The organism is Aliivibrio sp. S2TY2, from assembly GCF_028765525.1.
GTDB classification, from domain to species: domain Bacteria; phylum Pseudomonadota; class Gammaproteobacteria; order Enterobacterales; family Vibrionaceae; genus Aliivibrio; species Aliivibrio finisterrensis_A.
On record NZ_JARACS010000017.1, the window covers coordinates 35,493 to 51,626 of the forward strand.

Consider the following 16,134-nt stretch of genomic DNA (forward strand, 5'->3'; position numbering starts at 1 on the left):
TTGTAAATGAGTTCAAACTTATGAATAACTCTCCAAGAGCATTCATTTATTCACGTCCATTTATTACCATTACGTAAAAGTGATTTTCATTTAAACCCTATTATCACTAATTAAGAAATAAATATAATAGCCGCATTGAAACTCAGCACACACTGTTGCGCTCTGTAATGAAGATTATTCTTTGGCTTATTTTCGAGTGAGTTAGCTCCTCTTTAAGCCAAAATATTGTGAGAAAAATGCTATGTCCCGAATCATTGTTGTAGGCGGTGGCGCTGCTGGCCTAGAGCTATCGACCTTATTAACTAAATCAACCCGTAAAGAAGATGAAATCATTCTGGTTGAGCCTGAAACACATCACTACTGGAAACCTCGTTTACACGAAATCGCAGCAGGTACTTTCGATAGTGATTTAGATTCAGTCTGTTATTTCACTCACGGGGCTCATCACGGTTACCAGCATTATCAAGGTGCGATGACGGGAATCGACCGTGAAAACCAAACGTTATTAGTGCGTCGTCCTGATGGTACAGAATCAGGCTTAAACTATGATTATCTTGTGGTTGCCATTGGTGCAATCAGTAATGACTTTAATACGCTAGGCGCTCAAGACCACTGCCTATTTTTAGATTCAGCAGGTCAAGCACGCCAAGCGTGGAATCAAATTAGCCAAATCTTACGTGAAGGCAAAAACAGTACAATAAACATTGTAGGAGCTGGCGCTACTGGTGTTGAGTTAGCGGCCGAATTAGCTCGAGTAAGTAAAAAATTAAAACGCTATAACGCTTCATCTTTAAGTATTAATTTAATTGAAGCGGCACATCGTGTATTACCTAATAGCCCACAAAAAATGTCTGATAAGGTATTAAAAGAGCTAGAAAAAAGTGGCGTAAATGTATTACTAGAAACTCGCATTAGTGAAGTAACCGCAAACGGTATGCGAACGGATGTTGATAAATTTCTTGGTGCTGATATCCAATTTTGGGCGGCGGGTGTAAAAGCACCGGATTGGCTAAATGGTATTGGGAACTTAAGCTACAACCGTATGAACCAAATTAACGTGAACCAAAATCTGAGCTCAACCGAAGATCCTCGTATCTTTGCTATTGGTGATTGCGCAGCTATTCCACAGCCAGATGGTTCTTTTGTTCCACCAAAAGCTCAAGCCGCTAACCGTACAGCAGTTCATTTATCTAAAAGCTTAGGTCGTTATTTACGAGGTAAAGAGTTAACGGATTTTACCTTCCAAGACAGTGGAATGGTGGTTGCTGTTGGTCATCACTTTGCCGTTGGTACTTTTGCTCCGGGGACACGCTTAGAAGGAAAATTAGTGTTACAAGGTCGATTAATTCGTCGTTTATACGACACAATTTTCCGCCTACACCAACGCACAGTGACAGGAATGTTTACGGTCTCTCGCTTAATGATCACTAAGCGCTTAAAGGCCTTCTTTAAACCGGCAGGAATTTAATTTCCATTTAAATTTACACTTGTAAATGCATAAATAAAAACGACAGGCTACAAAGACTGTCGTTTTTTATTTCAAAAAAGAGTAATAAAGTTCAATGGGGTATAACATTTAATACTTGAAGGCTAAACTTTAATCTAAATATCTTTTTTAATAATAACCTTCTCTTCTGTACTTTTTAGAGAGCTTCTATCACGGTCAATTTAGTTATGATTATTCCACAAATACGGATAACTGAAAATACAGTCCCAGAGGCTGAACTTGTCCAAATATGGTCAAAAGAAAAGCTACTTGAACTGGATAAGAATAATGCTTTATTCCACCCACATCGAATTGATTTTAGTGTTCTTCTTTTTGTTACATCTCAAACCGCCAAACATGAGGTTGATGGCAAAACAATCAACCTTAATAAAGGCGACATACTTCTGTTTGCTAAGCAATCCGTCCATAGATTCATACAAGAATCAGAGTGGGAAGGTATCGTTATTACTGTCAGTGATAACTATTGGTTTAATGATCTAAATACACAATCCATACTCTATATTGAATCACTTTTTTCACACTGCACACTCGTGAAACAGAATCACGTCTACGATCAACTTTTTAGCTTAATCACAAATCTGGCTACTCGAGTACCAATCCAAGAACCAGTAATCAAGCATTTGCTTATCTCTTTATTGCTCCTAATTTCAGAAAAGGTGCAAATACCTCAAGTAACTATTGGCAATGATCTCTACTCGTCTTTTTTAGATATGCTTAACTCTAAAAGAGAACTGCAAAATATTAATGAGATGGCTAAAGCACTTAAAGTGTCAATGTACCAACTGAGAAAAGCTTGTATTGTATGCTCAGGAAAACCACCAAAACAACTTATGAGTGAGCATATTCTTGTCGAAGCAATACGTTTATTAAAATACACCGAATTACCTATTCAACATATTTCTGAGCTGCTCGGTTTTGATGAACCATCGTACTTCTCCAAATTTATTAAAACAAAAACAACCTTAACTCCAGCTAAAGTTCGTCAAAGTAAAACAAAGGCAGAGTATTACCAACAAGAATAAATGAACCGATATAATGTATGATGTTCTGCACAAATCTAAGAAATAGAGACACCCCATCCCTTTGATATAATTAACATTTCACAAGAACTTTGTTTTTTTATCATTTTTGTAAACATATTTACCTTGTTGTATTATCCATATTCACATAATATGCTGAAATATCTTAAACATTGAATTTACATAATGAACAAGCTAAGAATCAAATCCCTTTCTCATCGAATCGCACTCGGTATTGTGTGTGTTATTGCTCTAGCATGTTCTATTGCTGGTTGGCAGGCGTACCAAAACTTTTCATCTATCGCTCGTTCTGAGCTAGCTCAAGGAATGACCAGTATTGTGACCGAGCGTAGCTTAATCACGCAAGGATACTTTGAGCGATTCCAATCAAAAGTAGATGCATTCGCGAATGTGCCCGTACTAAAGAACTTTGCTGGTAACCGAACAACGACTGAAGATCCACAATCTAATTCAGACTTCCTTCAAGTTAATACCTTTATTAAAGATATGAACCATCAAGACCCTCAGTTATATAGCCTTTTTTATGCGGTAGGCACAACTGGTGAATATTTCGATAAATCAGGCCGTTACTATGATCCCTCAACAGATTTAAAGTCACGCCCTTGGTGGAAGCGCTCCGTAAATGAAGGCAAGGCTTGGGCTGCAACCGTAATTGATATTCGCTCAGGTCAAATGAACGGTTCTATCTATATGCCAGTTTATCAAGATAATAAACTTGCTTATATTGCTGGTGCTGACATCAAGCTAGAAGCCTTACAAAAGTTATTACTAAGTAAAACTAACTATGGTGATGATGCTGAATTACTTGTTTTTGATGATGAAGGTAAAGTGATTCTTTTTTCTGATATGAAAGAAAAGGACTCAAAAGAACTGACACTTCAATTATTAGATCAAGAAAACCCAGGCATAGCTCAACTGAATAATTCAAATGTAGCAACTGATGCTTTACTTAATCTGACATTAAAAGAGCAGCCTTACTATGCCGTTGTACACGATATTTCAGTAGCACATCCAAACTTATCATGGCATCTAGCTATATTGGTTCCTCAATCGCAACTTGATAACCAATTATCCAATTTAATGCGTAATGTATTACTCGGCTCTTTCTTAGTAATCATTATTGTGGGTATGACCGTTATGTTCGTCATTAACCGCTCGCTACGTAATGTTAATACTATTGCTAATGAACTGGTTGCTCTTTCTCAAGGCGAAGGGGATCTAACGCGTCAGTTAGCTATTACCTCTAACGATGAACTTGGGCAATTAGCACATGGGTTTAATGGTTATAACGCTAAAATTAAAGATATCATCAATGAATCAAAATTAGTGTCTACCGATGTTGCTGTAACAACTCATAGCGTGAGCAATGCATTATTAAAAGCCTCTCGTGATATGGAAGAACAACGCTCTGAACTAGCCGTTATTGCGACAGCAACGACAGAAATGGATCATGTAGTCAAAGACATTGCACAAAATGCAGAGATGACTCGCCAGCATGTTTCGGAAGCGAAAAATCACGTTGAGCATGCCCGATCCCTTACAGAGGGAGCAAATGCGCAAGTACAAACGTTAAACACAGCACTCATTCATTCTGAATCTGGCGTAAATGCTCTTCTTGTAGATGCAAAACAGATTGGGGATGTATTGCGTGTAATCCAAGAAATAGCAGATCAGACTAACCTTTTGGCGCTGAACGCAGCCATTGAAGCAGCTCGCGCTGGTGAGCTTGGACGTGGATTTGCAGTTGTTGCTGATGAAGTACGAAGTTTAGCAAGTAAAACGCAGCAATCGACCCACAATATTCAGCAAATTATTGAAGGTATTCAGAGTAATACACAAAGTGTTGCAAATGACATGGCAACAAATCGAAAAAGCGCAGATCAAACTTCCGATAAAATGGAACAGATCACCCAAGCTCTATTAATTTTAATGCAATCATTTGAAACCGTTTCAATGCAAGCAGAACAAGTTGCATGTGCGACTTCGGAGCAAGCCGAAGCGGTAAAAGAAATTGAACGTAATGTCACCCAAGTTAATCAATTATCACTATCAGCTGATGAAAGCATTGCTGGCATCACAATCGAAGCGAAAGAGCTTCATAGTAAAAGTGACGATTTGAATACATTACTATCACGATTCAAAACCCAATAACTTACCTAAATAACCCTTTAAAACGCCGTGCTAACAACACGGCGTTAATTTACTTACTCTACCGTTACCGCTTTCGCTAAGTTACGAGGCTGATCAACATCCGTCCCTTTAATTAAGGCAACATGGTACGAAAGTAACTGCATCGGGATCGTATAGTAAATTGGTGCAGTAATATCACTCACATGAGGCATGGTAATGATCTTCATGCTTTCATCCGCTTCAAAACCTGCTTGTTCATCGGCAAACACATACAATAAGCCACCACGAGCACGTACTTCTTCTACGTTTGATTTTAGCTTCTCTAATAAATCATTGGTTGGTGCAACCACCACTACTGGCATTTCTGCATCAATAAGCGCTAATGGGCCATGCTTTAACTCACCTGCCGCATACGCTTCAGCATGAATATATGAAATTTCTTTAAGCTTCAAAGACGCTTCAACCGCAATTGGGTAAAACTCACCACGGCCTAAAAATAGCGTGTGTTGTTTGTCTGCAAAGTCAGGTGCTAACTCTTCAATCTCTTTATCAAACGATAACGCTTGTTCAATTTGAGCTGGCAATGCATGCAAAGCTTCAACTATCTCTTTCTCTTTCTCTTTTGAAATACGATTTTGTTGTTTACCTAATGCTGTTACCAACATAAGCAATGCAGCAAGCTGAGTCGTAAATGCTTTGGTTGACGCTACACCAATTTCAGTTCCTGCTCGTGTCATAAAGGCAAAATCTGACTCACGAACCAGAGAAGAGCCTGCTACGTTACATACTGTCATTGCGCCCATGTAGCCACGTTCTTTAGCTAAACGAAGTGCTGCTAACGTATCTGCCGTTTCACCAGATTGAGATAAGGTAATTAATAAACTATTTGGACGAGTCACAAATTTACGGTAACGAAACTCAGAAGCAATTTCCACATCACAACTCACACCCGCCAATGATTCAAACCAATAACGAGCCGTCATGCCTGCATTGTAAGAGGTGCCACAAGCAATAATTTGTACGTGTTCAACTTTATTTAAAATCTCAACCGCGTTAACACCAATACTCTCAGTTACCACTGAATCGTGAGTAATACGCCCTTCCATTGTGTTGATAAGCGCTTTAGGCTGCTCAAACACTTCCTTTTGCATAAAGTGACGATATTGCCCTTTATCACCCGCATCGTGCTCAGCGTTTGATTCTATTACTTCACGTTCTACTCGTTCACCGCGGACATCGAAAACCACCACATCACGACGAGTAATCTCTGCAACATCACCTTCTTCAAGATACATAAAACGACGAGTCACATTCAATAATGCCAGCTGATCAGAAGCCAAGAAATTTTCACCAACACCACGACCAATCACAATTGGACTACCAGAACGAGCAACCACAAGACGCTCTGGATCACGACGATCCATAACCACAGTACCGTAAGCACCTTCTAATTGTTTTGCTGTTTTTTGTACTGCTTCAATTAATGAATCTGAAGTACGTAACTCCCACTCCACTAAATGTGCAATCACTTCGGTATCAGTTTGAGATTCAAAAACATAACCACGTTCTTGCAATAATGAACGCAATGTTTCATGGTTTTCAATAATGCCATTATGAACAATCGTAATATCGCCAGAGACATGAGGATGTGCATTGACTTCAGAAGGCTCACCATGCGTTGCCCAACGGGTATGAGCTATGCCTGTACCGCCAACGACATGAGATCCTTCTACTGCATTAGCTAATTCTTTAACTTTACCCAAACGACGTAAACGTGTGTAATTGCTATCAGCATCAACAACCGCAACCCCTGCAGAATCGTAGCCGCGATATTCTAAACGACGTAATCCTTCAACTAAAATCTCCGCTACATCTCTTTGTGCAACAGCACCTACGATCCCACACATAGCAATACTCCAATTATTCTAATCTTAAATTCTAGGTTTTAAGAAGCCTATTATTGCTTCTTAGGTTATAAATAACCGTTGATTGGCAGCAAAAAATATCAACGGTGTCATATAAATTAAATCACTGAGCTCTGATGACTCGTACATTATGTGATTCAATTTTCTGTTGTTGTTCTTGGCTTAAATCATTATTGGTGATCAACACATCAATGCTGTCCCATGGCAATTCAACATTAGGGATTTTTCGACCAATTTTTTCAGATTCCACCATTAAAATAACTTCACGTGCCACTTCAGACATCACGCGGCTTAAACCCACTAATTCATTAAATGTGGTTGTTCCGCGTTCCAAATCAATCCCATCAGCACCAATGAACAGCTGATCAAAATCATAGGATCTTAAAACCGATTCGGCCACTTGACCTTGAAATGAATCAGAATGACTGTCCCATGTACCACCTGTCATCAATAACGTTGGTTCGTTTTCAATTTCTTGCAGCGCATTAGCAACGGGTAATGAGTTGGTCATCACCACTAAGCCATTTCGTTTCGATAATTGATTAATTAATGCCGCGGTTGTGCTACCGCTATCAATAATGATCCGATTATGATCTTTAATCAGTTCTACCGCTGCAGTGGCTATAGATAACTTTCGATTCGAAACTTCTTCACAACTGTCTTCTTGTATAATATTTGATGGCATTAAAACCGCTCCGCCATACTTACGCATCAGTAAACCATTCTTTTCTAATTCTGTTAGGTCTTTCCTAATGGTTACTTCAGAGATATCAAATAAATCAGAAAGATATTCGACGCTAACTTCACCTTGTTCTGTTAGTAGGGAAAGGATCATATGACGGCGTTGTTTCGTGTTTCTTTTTGACATAACAAACTCAATAAGTTTCGATTTGAAAGAAGTTTAGTTTCGTTTCATTTAATTGTCTAGCCCTTCAAATTAATTCGTTTTAAATATTAAGATCCCATCAAAAATGCCCGTTTATTTAAAATAAGAGATGAGTTAGAGAGACAGCGCAGACTTTAGCGACTAAAAATTGCTCAAAACCGAAGGGGATGTTAATTTTATTTAATCACTTATAAGGAATTTTGTAGCCATGGACGACAACTACACCATTATCATCGCGGACGATCACCCCTTATTTCGCAATGCGCTTTTTCAATCCATTCACATGGCAATCAGTGGTGCTAATTTAATAGAAGCGGATTCGCTTGAAGGGTTATTAACGGTATTACAAAAAGACTCCGATCCAGATTTGCTTCTATTGGATTTAAAAATGCCTGGTAGCAATGGGATGTCTGGATTAATACAACTTCGCTCTCAATATCCAGACCTGCCTATTGTTGTTGTATCAGCCAGTGAAGAACCTAGTATTGTTTCTCAAGTCAAAAGTCATGGTGCTTTTGGCTTTATTCCTAAATCTAGCGATATGAAATCACTTATTGCAGCCTTAAATCAAATTCTTGCTGGTGATTCCTATTTCCCTGCAGGGTCAATAAAAAATTCAGCAGCGTGCGATGATCTCGCGACGAAAATTGCGGCACTAACTCCTCAACAATACAAAGTGCTTGGTATGCTATCTGATGGCTTACTTAATAAACAAATCGCTTATGATTTAGACGTATCAGAAGCCACGATAAAAGCGCACATGACAGCAATATTTAGAAAATTGGGCGTTAAAAATCGCACTCAAGCGGTTATTTTATTGCAACAAACGGAAAGTTAACCTTGATATAACACTCTAGCCGTTAAAATAAGTTAGGTTGCCCATTCATTATTTTAATCCCTCTGCGTAACCTAACCTCTGGGAGAACCCATGATAAGTATCCTCATCACTCAATTTGTTGTTCTTTGGGCAGTCATTGACCCTATAGGATCCGTTCCTGTCTATCTTTCACAAACTCAACACCTAACCGCTAAACAACGTAAAGTCGTAGCTCTTAAAGCGGTAGCGATCGCGACGGCTGTACTTTTATTTTTCCTTGTTATTGGTCAACTTCTCTTAGAAGCAATGCAAATTCCTTTGCCTGCCTTTCAGGTTGCTGGCGGGTTAGTCTTATTAATCTTTGCTCTTACTATGATTTTTGGTGAGAGCAAGCCAGATCAAGAACAGAAGATGAGCGAGGAACTAAGTCATTCAGATCTAGCAGATTTAGCGGTTTATCCTTTAGCTATCCCATCAATCGCCTCTCCCGGCGCTATGATGGCCATTGTGATGTTAACCGATAATTCTCGCTATTCTTTTTTAGATCAGTCAATTACAGCAGCAGTCATGATTGTCGTTCTCGTCATTACGTTATGTTTATTACTTGGTGCAACGTTTATCCATAAGGTAATTGGCAACGTTGGTGCCGCGATTATTAGCCGCGTTATGGGATTAATCTTAGCCGCTGTTGCCGTTAACAATTTACTGCTTGGTATTAAAGATTTCTATTTTTAGTTATGAATATACCTTAGACCTTGGTATTAATTAACATAAAATTAACACATCAATTCCCGTAATCACCTCACATAAAACGCTCATATTTTGGGCGTTTTTCTTTATCTGCTCGACTAAAGTTGCACTGCTTTCTTCTCTTCTCACTGCTAATCTCTTTTTGGTTACATATTATTAACATAAAAAAGGAGCTGGCTATGGCGTTCGAAACAAAAGAACAAGCACAAGCCTATTGGAAGGAAAATCTAGGGATCATGGGTGGACTGCTTGCGATCTGGTTCTTAGTCTCATACGGCGCAGGGATATTATTTGTTGATGCTCTTAATACCGTTCAATTTGCTGGATTCAAATTGGGGTTCTGGTTTGCACAACAAGGGTCTATCTATACCTTTGTCGCACTGATCTTTATCTATGTTGCTCGCATGAATGCGCTAGATAAAAAATACAACGTACAAGAAGATTAAGAGGAATTATCATGGGTATCCAAACTTGGACGTTTATATTAGTCGGTATCACTTTTGCTCTCTATATCGGAATTGCAATTTGGGCTCGCGCCGGATCAACCAGTGAGTTCTATGTGGCAGGTGGCGGGGTTCACCCTGTTGCTAATGGCATGGCAACCGCGGCAGATTGGATGTCTGCGGCGTCATTCATTTCAATGGCCGGTATCATCTCCTTTGTTGGTTATGATGGTGCTGTGTATCTTATGGGCTGGACCGGTGGCTATGTACTATTAGCGCTTTGTCTTGCTCCTTATCTACGTAAATTTGGTAAATTCACCGTGCCAGATTTTATCGGTGAACGTTACTACTCTCGAACCGCTCGTATGGTTGCCGTGTTCTGTGCCATCTTTGTTTCCTTCACTTATGTGGCAGGACAAATGCGTGGTGTTGGCGTGGTGTTCTCACGATTCCTAGAGGTTGATATTAATATCGGTATCATTATTGGTATGGGGATCGTATTTTTCTATGCGGTACTGGGTGGCATGAAAGGCATCACTTATACGCAGGTTGCTCAATTCTGTGTCCTCATTTTCGCCTTCCTTGTTCCTGCGGTTTTCACCTCTATTATGATGACAGGTAACGTATTCCCTCAAATTGGTATGGGATCAACCGTTACTGGATCTGAAGTCTACTTATTAGATAAGTTGGATGGATTAACGACTGAACTCGGGTTCACCCCATATACTGACGGCTCTAAAAGCATGGTTGATGTCTTCTTTATCTGTGCGGCGCTAATGGTGGGTACGGCTGGACTTCCTCATGTAATTATCCGTTTCTTCACGGTACCTCGTGTTAAAGATGCACGTATCTCTGCGGGTTGGGCGTTACTGTTTATCTCATTCTTATACACCACAGCACCTGCGGTAGCCGCGTTTGCTCGTGTAAATATGATTGAAACTATTAATGGTCCAGATAGCCAAGGGGTTGCTGCGGCTGACGCACCAAGCTGGTATAAAAACTGGGAAGACACAGGCCTTGTTGGTTGGGATGATAAAAATGGCGATGGCAAAATGTTTTACTCTGGTGATGAACGTAATGAAATGGACATCAACCGAGATATCATCGTACTGGCGTCACCTGAACTAGCAAGTTTACCAAACTGGGTTGTGGCACTATTAGCTGCGGGTGGCTTAGCCGCTGCATTATCAACGGCTGCCGGCCTACTACTGGTAATCTCGACGTCTATCTCTCATGATTTATTGAAGAAAGGCTTTAAGCCTAACATGACCGATAAACAAGAACTGCTCGCCGCTAGATTGGCTGCCGTGGTTGCTATTATTGGTGCTGGTTACTTAGGAATAAACCCTCCGGGCTTTGTAGCACAGGTGGTTGCCTTCTCCTTCGGCTTAGCAGCAGCCTCCTTCTTCCCTGCGATTATCTTGGGTATTTTCTATAAGAAGATGAATAAGGAAGGGGCGATTGCCGGTATGATTTCTGGTGTTACCTTTACCACGGCTTATATTGTTTACTTTAAGTTCATTAACCCTGCTGCAAGCACACCTGATAACTGGTGGTTTGGTATCAGCCCAGAAGGGATTGGTACACTAGGTATGTGTGTGAACTTCATTGTTTCAATTGCAGTAAACAAAGTGACAGCAGAAGTGCCTAAAGATGTGCAGGACCTTGTGGAATCAATTCGTTTCCCTAAAGGTGCAGGTGAAGCACACGATCATTAATTGTATATAAATAACGTCAGATATTGGCTAAGCAAAGGGAGTTAGTGAATGCTAACTCCCTTTTATTTCATTTAACTTTTAGCTATTTATATCAATACAATCGCGCTTATTAATTCATGATTACTTTCTAACATGACGATTCAACACCGCTCTTAACTTTAAAGGTTTAACCGGTTTTGCAATAAACCCAAATCCATTCGTTTTAATACTTTCCAATAAATCATCGGTTTTATCCGCACTGATCATCACCCCTTCAAATGCATTCCCTAAACGTAAACGGCATTGTTGTAATACCTCAAGTCCTGTTCTGTCGTTATCCAATCGATAATCAGAGAAGATCACATCTGGCACCCAACCCTCTTCTAGACAACGCAGGCTACTCATTAAATCGGTTGCGGTTTTTACTTCACAGCCCCATCGAGATATCAATGACTCCATACCAATAAGAATATCTGGTTCATTATCAACACATAGCACTCGAACTAAACTCAATGGTAATTCAGGCTTTTGCTCTATCGTAGGCGCATTACTCTCAAGCAGTTCACCTCTATCAAGTGTGACTGAAAATACCGAACCTTGATTAAGCCATGAACGCAATGAAATTGTATGTCCAAGCACATGAGAAATACCACGAGCAATGGCTAAACCTAAACCTAAGCCTTGGTCAGCCCGGCTTTGATCGACCCGAGTAAACTCATCAAAAATGGCTTGTTGTTTTTCTTCAGGGATACCAATTCCACTGTCCCATACATCCAAACGTATTTGACCTTTGACCCTTCTTGCTCCAAGTACCACTTTACCTTGAGGATTATATCGAAACGCATTAGTTAAAAAGTTTTGCACGACTCGGCGTAAGAGTTTTGGATCGGATTCCACCACCACATTTGAATGAATAACCGTAAAGTCAATGCCTTGCTGCTTGGCTAACGCACCAAACTCCGCTTCCAAATTAGAAAACAGACTGTTTAATGAAAAACTTTGAACATGTGTTTCTAACTTACCGGCTTCTAAGCGAGAAATATCGAGTAAATCCCCAATCAGCTCTTCAGCGGCGCCTAACGCTCTTTCAATATGGCCTGATATTTTTTTTGTTTCTACTTCTTGGGCAACTTCACTCAATGAAGAGGCAAATAAACGTGCAGCATTTAAAGGCTGCATTAAGTCATGGCTAACAGCGGCAAGTAAACGACTTTTCGATTGAGACGCCAATTCGGCGCTTTGGGTTGCACCAACCAATCGCTGGTTTAATTTTTCTAACTCTTTGGTGCGCTCGTGAACGCGCGACTCGAGAGTTTCATTGGTCTCTTTTAATGCTTTTTCTGCCTGCCTAAATACAGTGATATCTGTAAAACTCATCACAAATCCACCACTGGGCATCGGGTTACCTTGCACTTCAATAACCTGACCATCAGGGCGAATACGAGAAGAGACATGACGAGTTCCTCGCTCTAAATGCTCCACTCGTCGCTGAACGTGTATTTCAGGATCACCCGGTCCACACAAACCTTGCTCTGCATTGTGACGGATCACATCAGCTATTGGTCTACCCACTTGAATTAATCCTGAAGGGAAAGTAAATAACTCCAAGTAACGTTGATTCCATGCAACCAATTTCATCTGCTTATCAACCACGGCGATCCCTTGGCTAATGTGCTCAATCGCTCCTTGCAATAAACCACGGCTAAAATCATACAACTCAGAGGCTTCATCAACGATGGTTGCCACCTCTTCCAACTGCATATTTCTGCCTTGTAAAGCTGAAGTAAGAACCAAACGCGAAGAAGAAGCGCCAAATACGCCAGCCAGTACACGCTCGGTATGGCGAATTAGTGCAGAGCTTGCCTGTTGTTGCGGCAATAAGGATTCATCATTCTGTTGAGAGAATTGGCGAAAGGCTTTTTGAGCACGTCGGCGACCAACAAACCGTGAAGCCAACATTTCTAATTCACCCACCGTAACGCGAGTTTGATAAACACTGACATCTTCATTTTCTGGTAAAGGAGCGCCAACAAATGCAGCCGCTTGTAAACGCTCGCTTAATGATGCCCGAGTGATTGATGAAACAAGAATAAATAATAGGGTGTTAAGACCTAAACTAAGCATCATTCCCCAATCTGAGGTTTTCACCTCTAGCTGCTGCAACCATTCCGGAGGAGTGATTAACCATAATAAAACGTTATTTTCAGCACTGCCTGCTAACATTTGAGTTTGGCTCATCAGAGTAACAACCCAAATTAAAAAGCCGATAATTAACCCTGCATACACGCCTTTTTTGTTGGCATTTCGCCAATACAATCCACCAATTAACGCTGGTGCAAATTGAGCTATGGCCGCAAAAGCTAATAAGCCAATGACCGACAATGAATCAATCGAATCAAGTGCTTGGTAAAACCCCCACGCCGCTAATAACAGTAATAGAATAAGCACGCGTCTAATCGTTACTAATAATTTAGAAAAATGTCCGAACGATCGTCCTGTGGTTTTTACTCGACGTAATAGCAAAGGTAAAACTAAATCATTCGATACCATAATCGCCAGTGCAATGGTAGATACGATAACCATACCACTGGCGGCTGAGGTTCCACCAACAAAAGCCAGTAATGCCATATTCTCAGCACCAACCGACAATGGCACACTAATAACAAAACTATCACTAACACCACCAGAGAGCAGAGCTTGTCCAGCCCAAGAGATAGGGAGTACAAATAGGCCAATTAATATTAGGTAGAGTGGAAATACCCAACGCGCCATTCGTAAGTCTTGCGCCTGCTCATTCTCTACAACCGTGGTGTGAAACTGGCGCGGTAAACAGATTATCGCCGCCATTGTTAAGATCGTATGGAATAAAAGCGTAATGAGATTGGGGGATTGATAGGTTTCTTTGGCAATAGAAATTAAATCAACATTAACATCAGAATAAGCCAAATACAGAATGAAACCGCCGACCGCGAGAAAGGCGACCAATTTCACTATCGACTCAAAGGCAACAGCCATCATCAAGCCGCGATGATGCTCTGTCGTATCAATATGTCGAGTACCAAAAAGAATCGTAAATACAGCAAGGGCACCGCCAACAAACCAAGAAATATGCCCATCTTGATAACCTAAATCCAGAGCCAAATTAGGCGCAACAAGATCAAGCCCCATAGTGATGCCCCTCAATTGCAATGCAATATAAGGCAGTATCCCAACAACAGCGATAATCGTGATCACCCCAGCTAATCCTTGAGATTTTCCATATCGTGCCGCGATAAAATCAGCTATCGAGGTGATATGCTCTCGCTTGGCAATCAAGATAATTCTGGCAAGAAATCGCCATGCAAATACAAACACAAAAATAGGAGCAAGATAAATAGGAAGGAAAGACCACGGGTTATTAGTGGCTTGGCCTACGGTGCCATAAAAGGTCCATGAGGTGCAGTAAACCGCTATAGAGAGGCTATAAATCCACGGGCGATATTGCGCTAGCCACCCTTTTTGTCTATCGCCATACCAAGCAATTAAAAACAATAATCCTAAATACGCCAGCGACACTGGCACCACAATCCATCCTTGTGTCATCACTCATCCTTGGTGATACCACTCTAGTGCCATAAAAAAACGCTAGAAGGGTACAAATACTCTGTAGCACCATTCTAGCGTTATAATTGTCGCTTGTTTTTTACTCAAGCCTACAAATGTGATTAAGGCCTATTTATCGGTCACTTTATCCAATTTAATCAGTAAAGCAAACGAACCCATTGCTGCCATTAACCAGAAAATATTGGCTCCCCACGCTTCATAGCCCCAACCACTTAATGTCGTCATTAGCGCAATAAATGCCCCTAACGGAATCGCATTGTATAATGCTTGTAAAGGGATCATCTTATTTTGAGGGAAGCGTTGAATGTATTGGATTGCTGCCAAATGAGCCATTGCAAATGTCACCCCGTGTAAAGCTTGAACTAACACTAACGCAAACAGTTCTGTCGTTGCTGCAGTTAACCCCCAACGAACCATCACCCCAGCTGCAGCCACTTTAAATAGTGTTGATACCTTCCACCCTGCAAACAGTCGCTTACTAAACGCAAATACCATGACTTCAGCCACAACACCAAGACTCCACAAGTAACCAATCGTACTTTCTTGATAGCCTGATTCTTTCCAGTAGATAGAGCTAAAACTGTAATATGCTGCGTGGCTACCTTGAATTAGCGAGACTAAAATAATGAACTTTAATACTGGCGTTTCGGTTAATAGTGCAAGTAATGGTGGACGAGTTTGATCTTCTTCAGACACCGAGACTGGCATTGGGTTTGGGTTTCGCATCACTAAAAACAGTGCCGCTAATATCCCAGCAATCGCGGTATACACGATCATGTCAGTACCGAATCCTGAGACTAAATAGCCAACAACCGTAGAGCCCGCGATGAAACTCACCGAACCCCATAAACGCGTACGTCCATAATCTAATAAATTATTCTTCGCGTAATAGTTTGTCATCGCATCAGACAATGGAACTGCAGGACCACAGGATAAATTAAAGAGCACGGTGACAAATGCCATCCACCAGAAACTCCCTCCATTAATTAAAAACAAACCAAGGGCGATTAATGAGGCGAAAGTAAGAATTCGTAACGCGGGAAGTAAATATTCCACTTTATGCAAACGTGGCGTGATAACTAAGTTCGCCACACAACGCGTCGCAAACCCGAGGCCAATTAATACACCAATATCCCCTGCTGAGACGCCTTGTTCTTCAAACCACAACGCCCAAAATGGTAAATAAACACCATAGGCAAAAAAGAACCCACCAAAGTATTGAGAGATCCAAGCAAAAGGAGAAACGCGAAACATGACAATGTCCAAAGGGAATAAAAGAGACGTTCATTATGGCATTGTATGGGTTTATAAAAAGGGAAAAACGAATTGAAAAAAA

Annotated in this window: 11 protein-coding genes; 7 read left to right on the plus strand and 4 right to left on the minus strand. The window is 40.7% G+C overall.

What is annotated here, in order from left to right; translation table 11 throughout:
- Nucleotides 1–241: 241 nt before the first annotated feature.
- From PVK63_RS18415 to PVK63_RS18425, 3 genes are all read left to right on the plus strand, one after another.
- Nucleotides 242–1,468: an NAD(P)/FAD-dependent oxidoreductase gene (locus PVK63_RS18415; RefSeq protein ID WP_274440853.1), complete on the plus strand. Its 1,227-nt coding sequence runs from the start codon at nt 242–244 to the stop codon at nt 1,466–1,468.
- Nucleotides 1,469–1,674: 206 nt separating this feature from the next.
- Nucleotides 1,675–2,529 (plus strand): AraC family transcriptional regulator, encoded by an 855-nt coding sequence (locus PVK63_RS18420; RefSeq protein WP_274440851.1) that lies wholly within the window; start codon nt 1,675–1,677, stop codon nt 2,527–2,529.
- A gap of 183 nt (nt 2,530–2,712) precedes the next feature.
- Nucleotides 2,713–4,698: a methyl-accepting chemotaxis protein gene (locus tag PVK63_RS18425; RefSeq protein WP_274440850.1), complete on the plus strand. Its 1,986-nt coding sequence runs from the start codon at nt 2,713–2,715 to the stop codon at nt 4,696–4,698.
- A 53-nt stretch (nt 4,699–4,751) separates the two neighbouring features.
- On the opposite strand, the gene glmS is transcribed toward PVK63_RS18425, so the two are convergent.
- Both glmS and PVK63_RS18435 read right to left on the minus strand, forming a co-directional pair.
- Entirely contained in the window at nt 4,752–6,584 is a 1,833-nt protein-coding gene (glmS, locus tag PVK63_RS18430; protein WP_274440849.1) for a glutamine--fructose-6-phosphate transaminase (isomerizing), read from the minus strand.
- A gap of 121 nt (nt 6,585–6,705) precedes the next feature.
- On the minus strand, nt 6,706–7,470 hold the full coding sequence (locus tag PVK63_RS18435; protein ID WP_274440847.1) for a DeoR/GlpR family DNA-binding transcription regulator: 765 nt from the start codon (nt 7,468–7,470) through the stop codon (nt 6,706–6,708).
- Nucleotides 7,471–7,696: 226 nt separating this feature from the next.
- Between PVK63_RS18435 and PVK63_RS18440 the strand changes: the two genes are divergently transcribed.
- The 4 genes from PVK63_RS18440 to PVK63_RS18455 all read left to right on the plus strand — a co-directional run bounded on the left by PVK63_RS18440 (nt 7,697) and on the right by PVK63_RS18455 (nt 11,216).
- Nucleotides 7,697–8,326, plus strand: coding sequence for a response regulator (locus PVK63_RS18440; protein ID WP_130048527.1), 630 nt, complete (start codon nt 7,697–7,699; stop codon nt 8,324–8,326).
- A gap of 90 nt (nt 8,327–8,416) precedes the next feature.
- A complete protein-coding gene (locus PVK63_RS18445) occupies nt 8,417–9,040 on the plus strand; it encodes a MarC family protein (protein WP_130048526.1) in 624 nt (207 codons plus the stop codon).
- 194 nt (nt 9,041–9,234) lie between these two features.
- Complete coding sequence (locus PVK63_RS18450; RefSeq protein ID WP_130043815.1) at nt 9,235–9,501, plus strand: DUF4212 domain-containing protein; 267 nt, start codon at nt 9,235–9,237, stop codon at nt 9,499–9,501.
- A gap of 11 nt (nt 9,502–9,512) precedes the next feature.
- Nucleotides 9,513–11,216, plus strand: coding sequence for a sodium:solute symporter family protein (locus PVK63_RS18455; protein WP_130088035.1), 1,704 nt, complete (start codon nt 9,513–9,515; stop codon nt 11,214–11,216).
- A 120-nt stretch (nt 11,217–11,336) separates the two neighbouring features.
- Here the strand turns inward: PVK63_RS18455 and PVK63_RS18460 are convergent, their stop codons facing one another.
- Together PVK63_RS18460 and PVK63_RS18465 are read right to left on the minus strand one after the other, a co-directional pair.
- Nucleotides 11,337–14,777, minus strand: a complete 3,441-nt coding sequence (locus tag PVK63_RS18460; RefSeq protein WP_274440846.1) for a PAS domain-containing hybrid sensor histidine kinase/response regulator — start codon at nt 14,775–14,777, stop codon at nt 11,337–11,339.
- Nucleotides 14,778–14,906: 129 nt separating this feature from the next.
- Complete coding sequence (locus tag PVK63_RS18465) at nt 14,907–16,052, minus strand: 3-phenylpropionate MFS transporter (RefSeq protein WP_130043812.1); 1,146 nt, start codon at nt 16,050–16,052, stop codon at nt 14,907–14,909.
- Between the last annotated feature and the right edge of the window lie 82 nt (nt 16,053–16,134).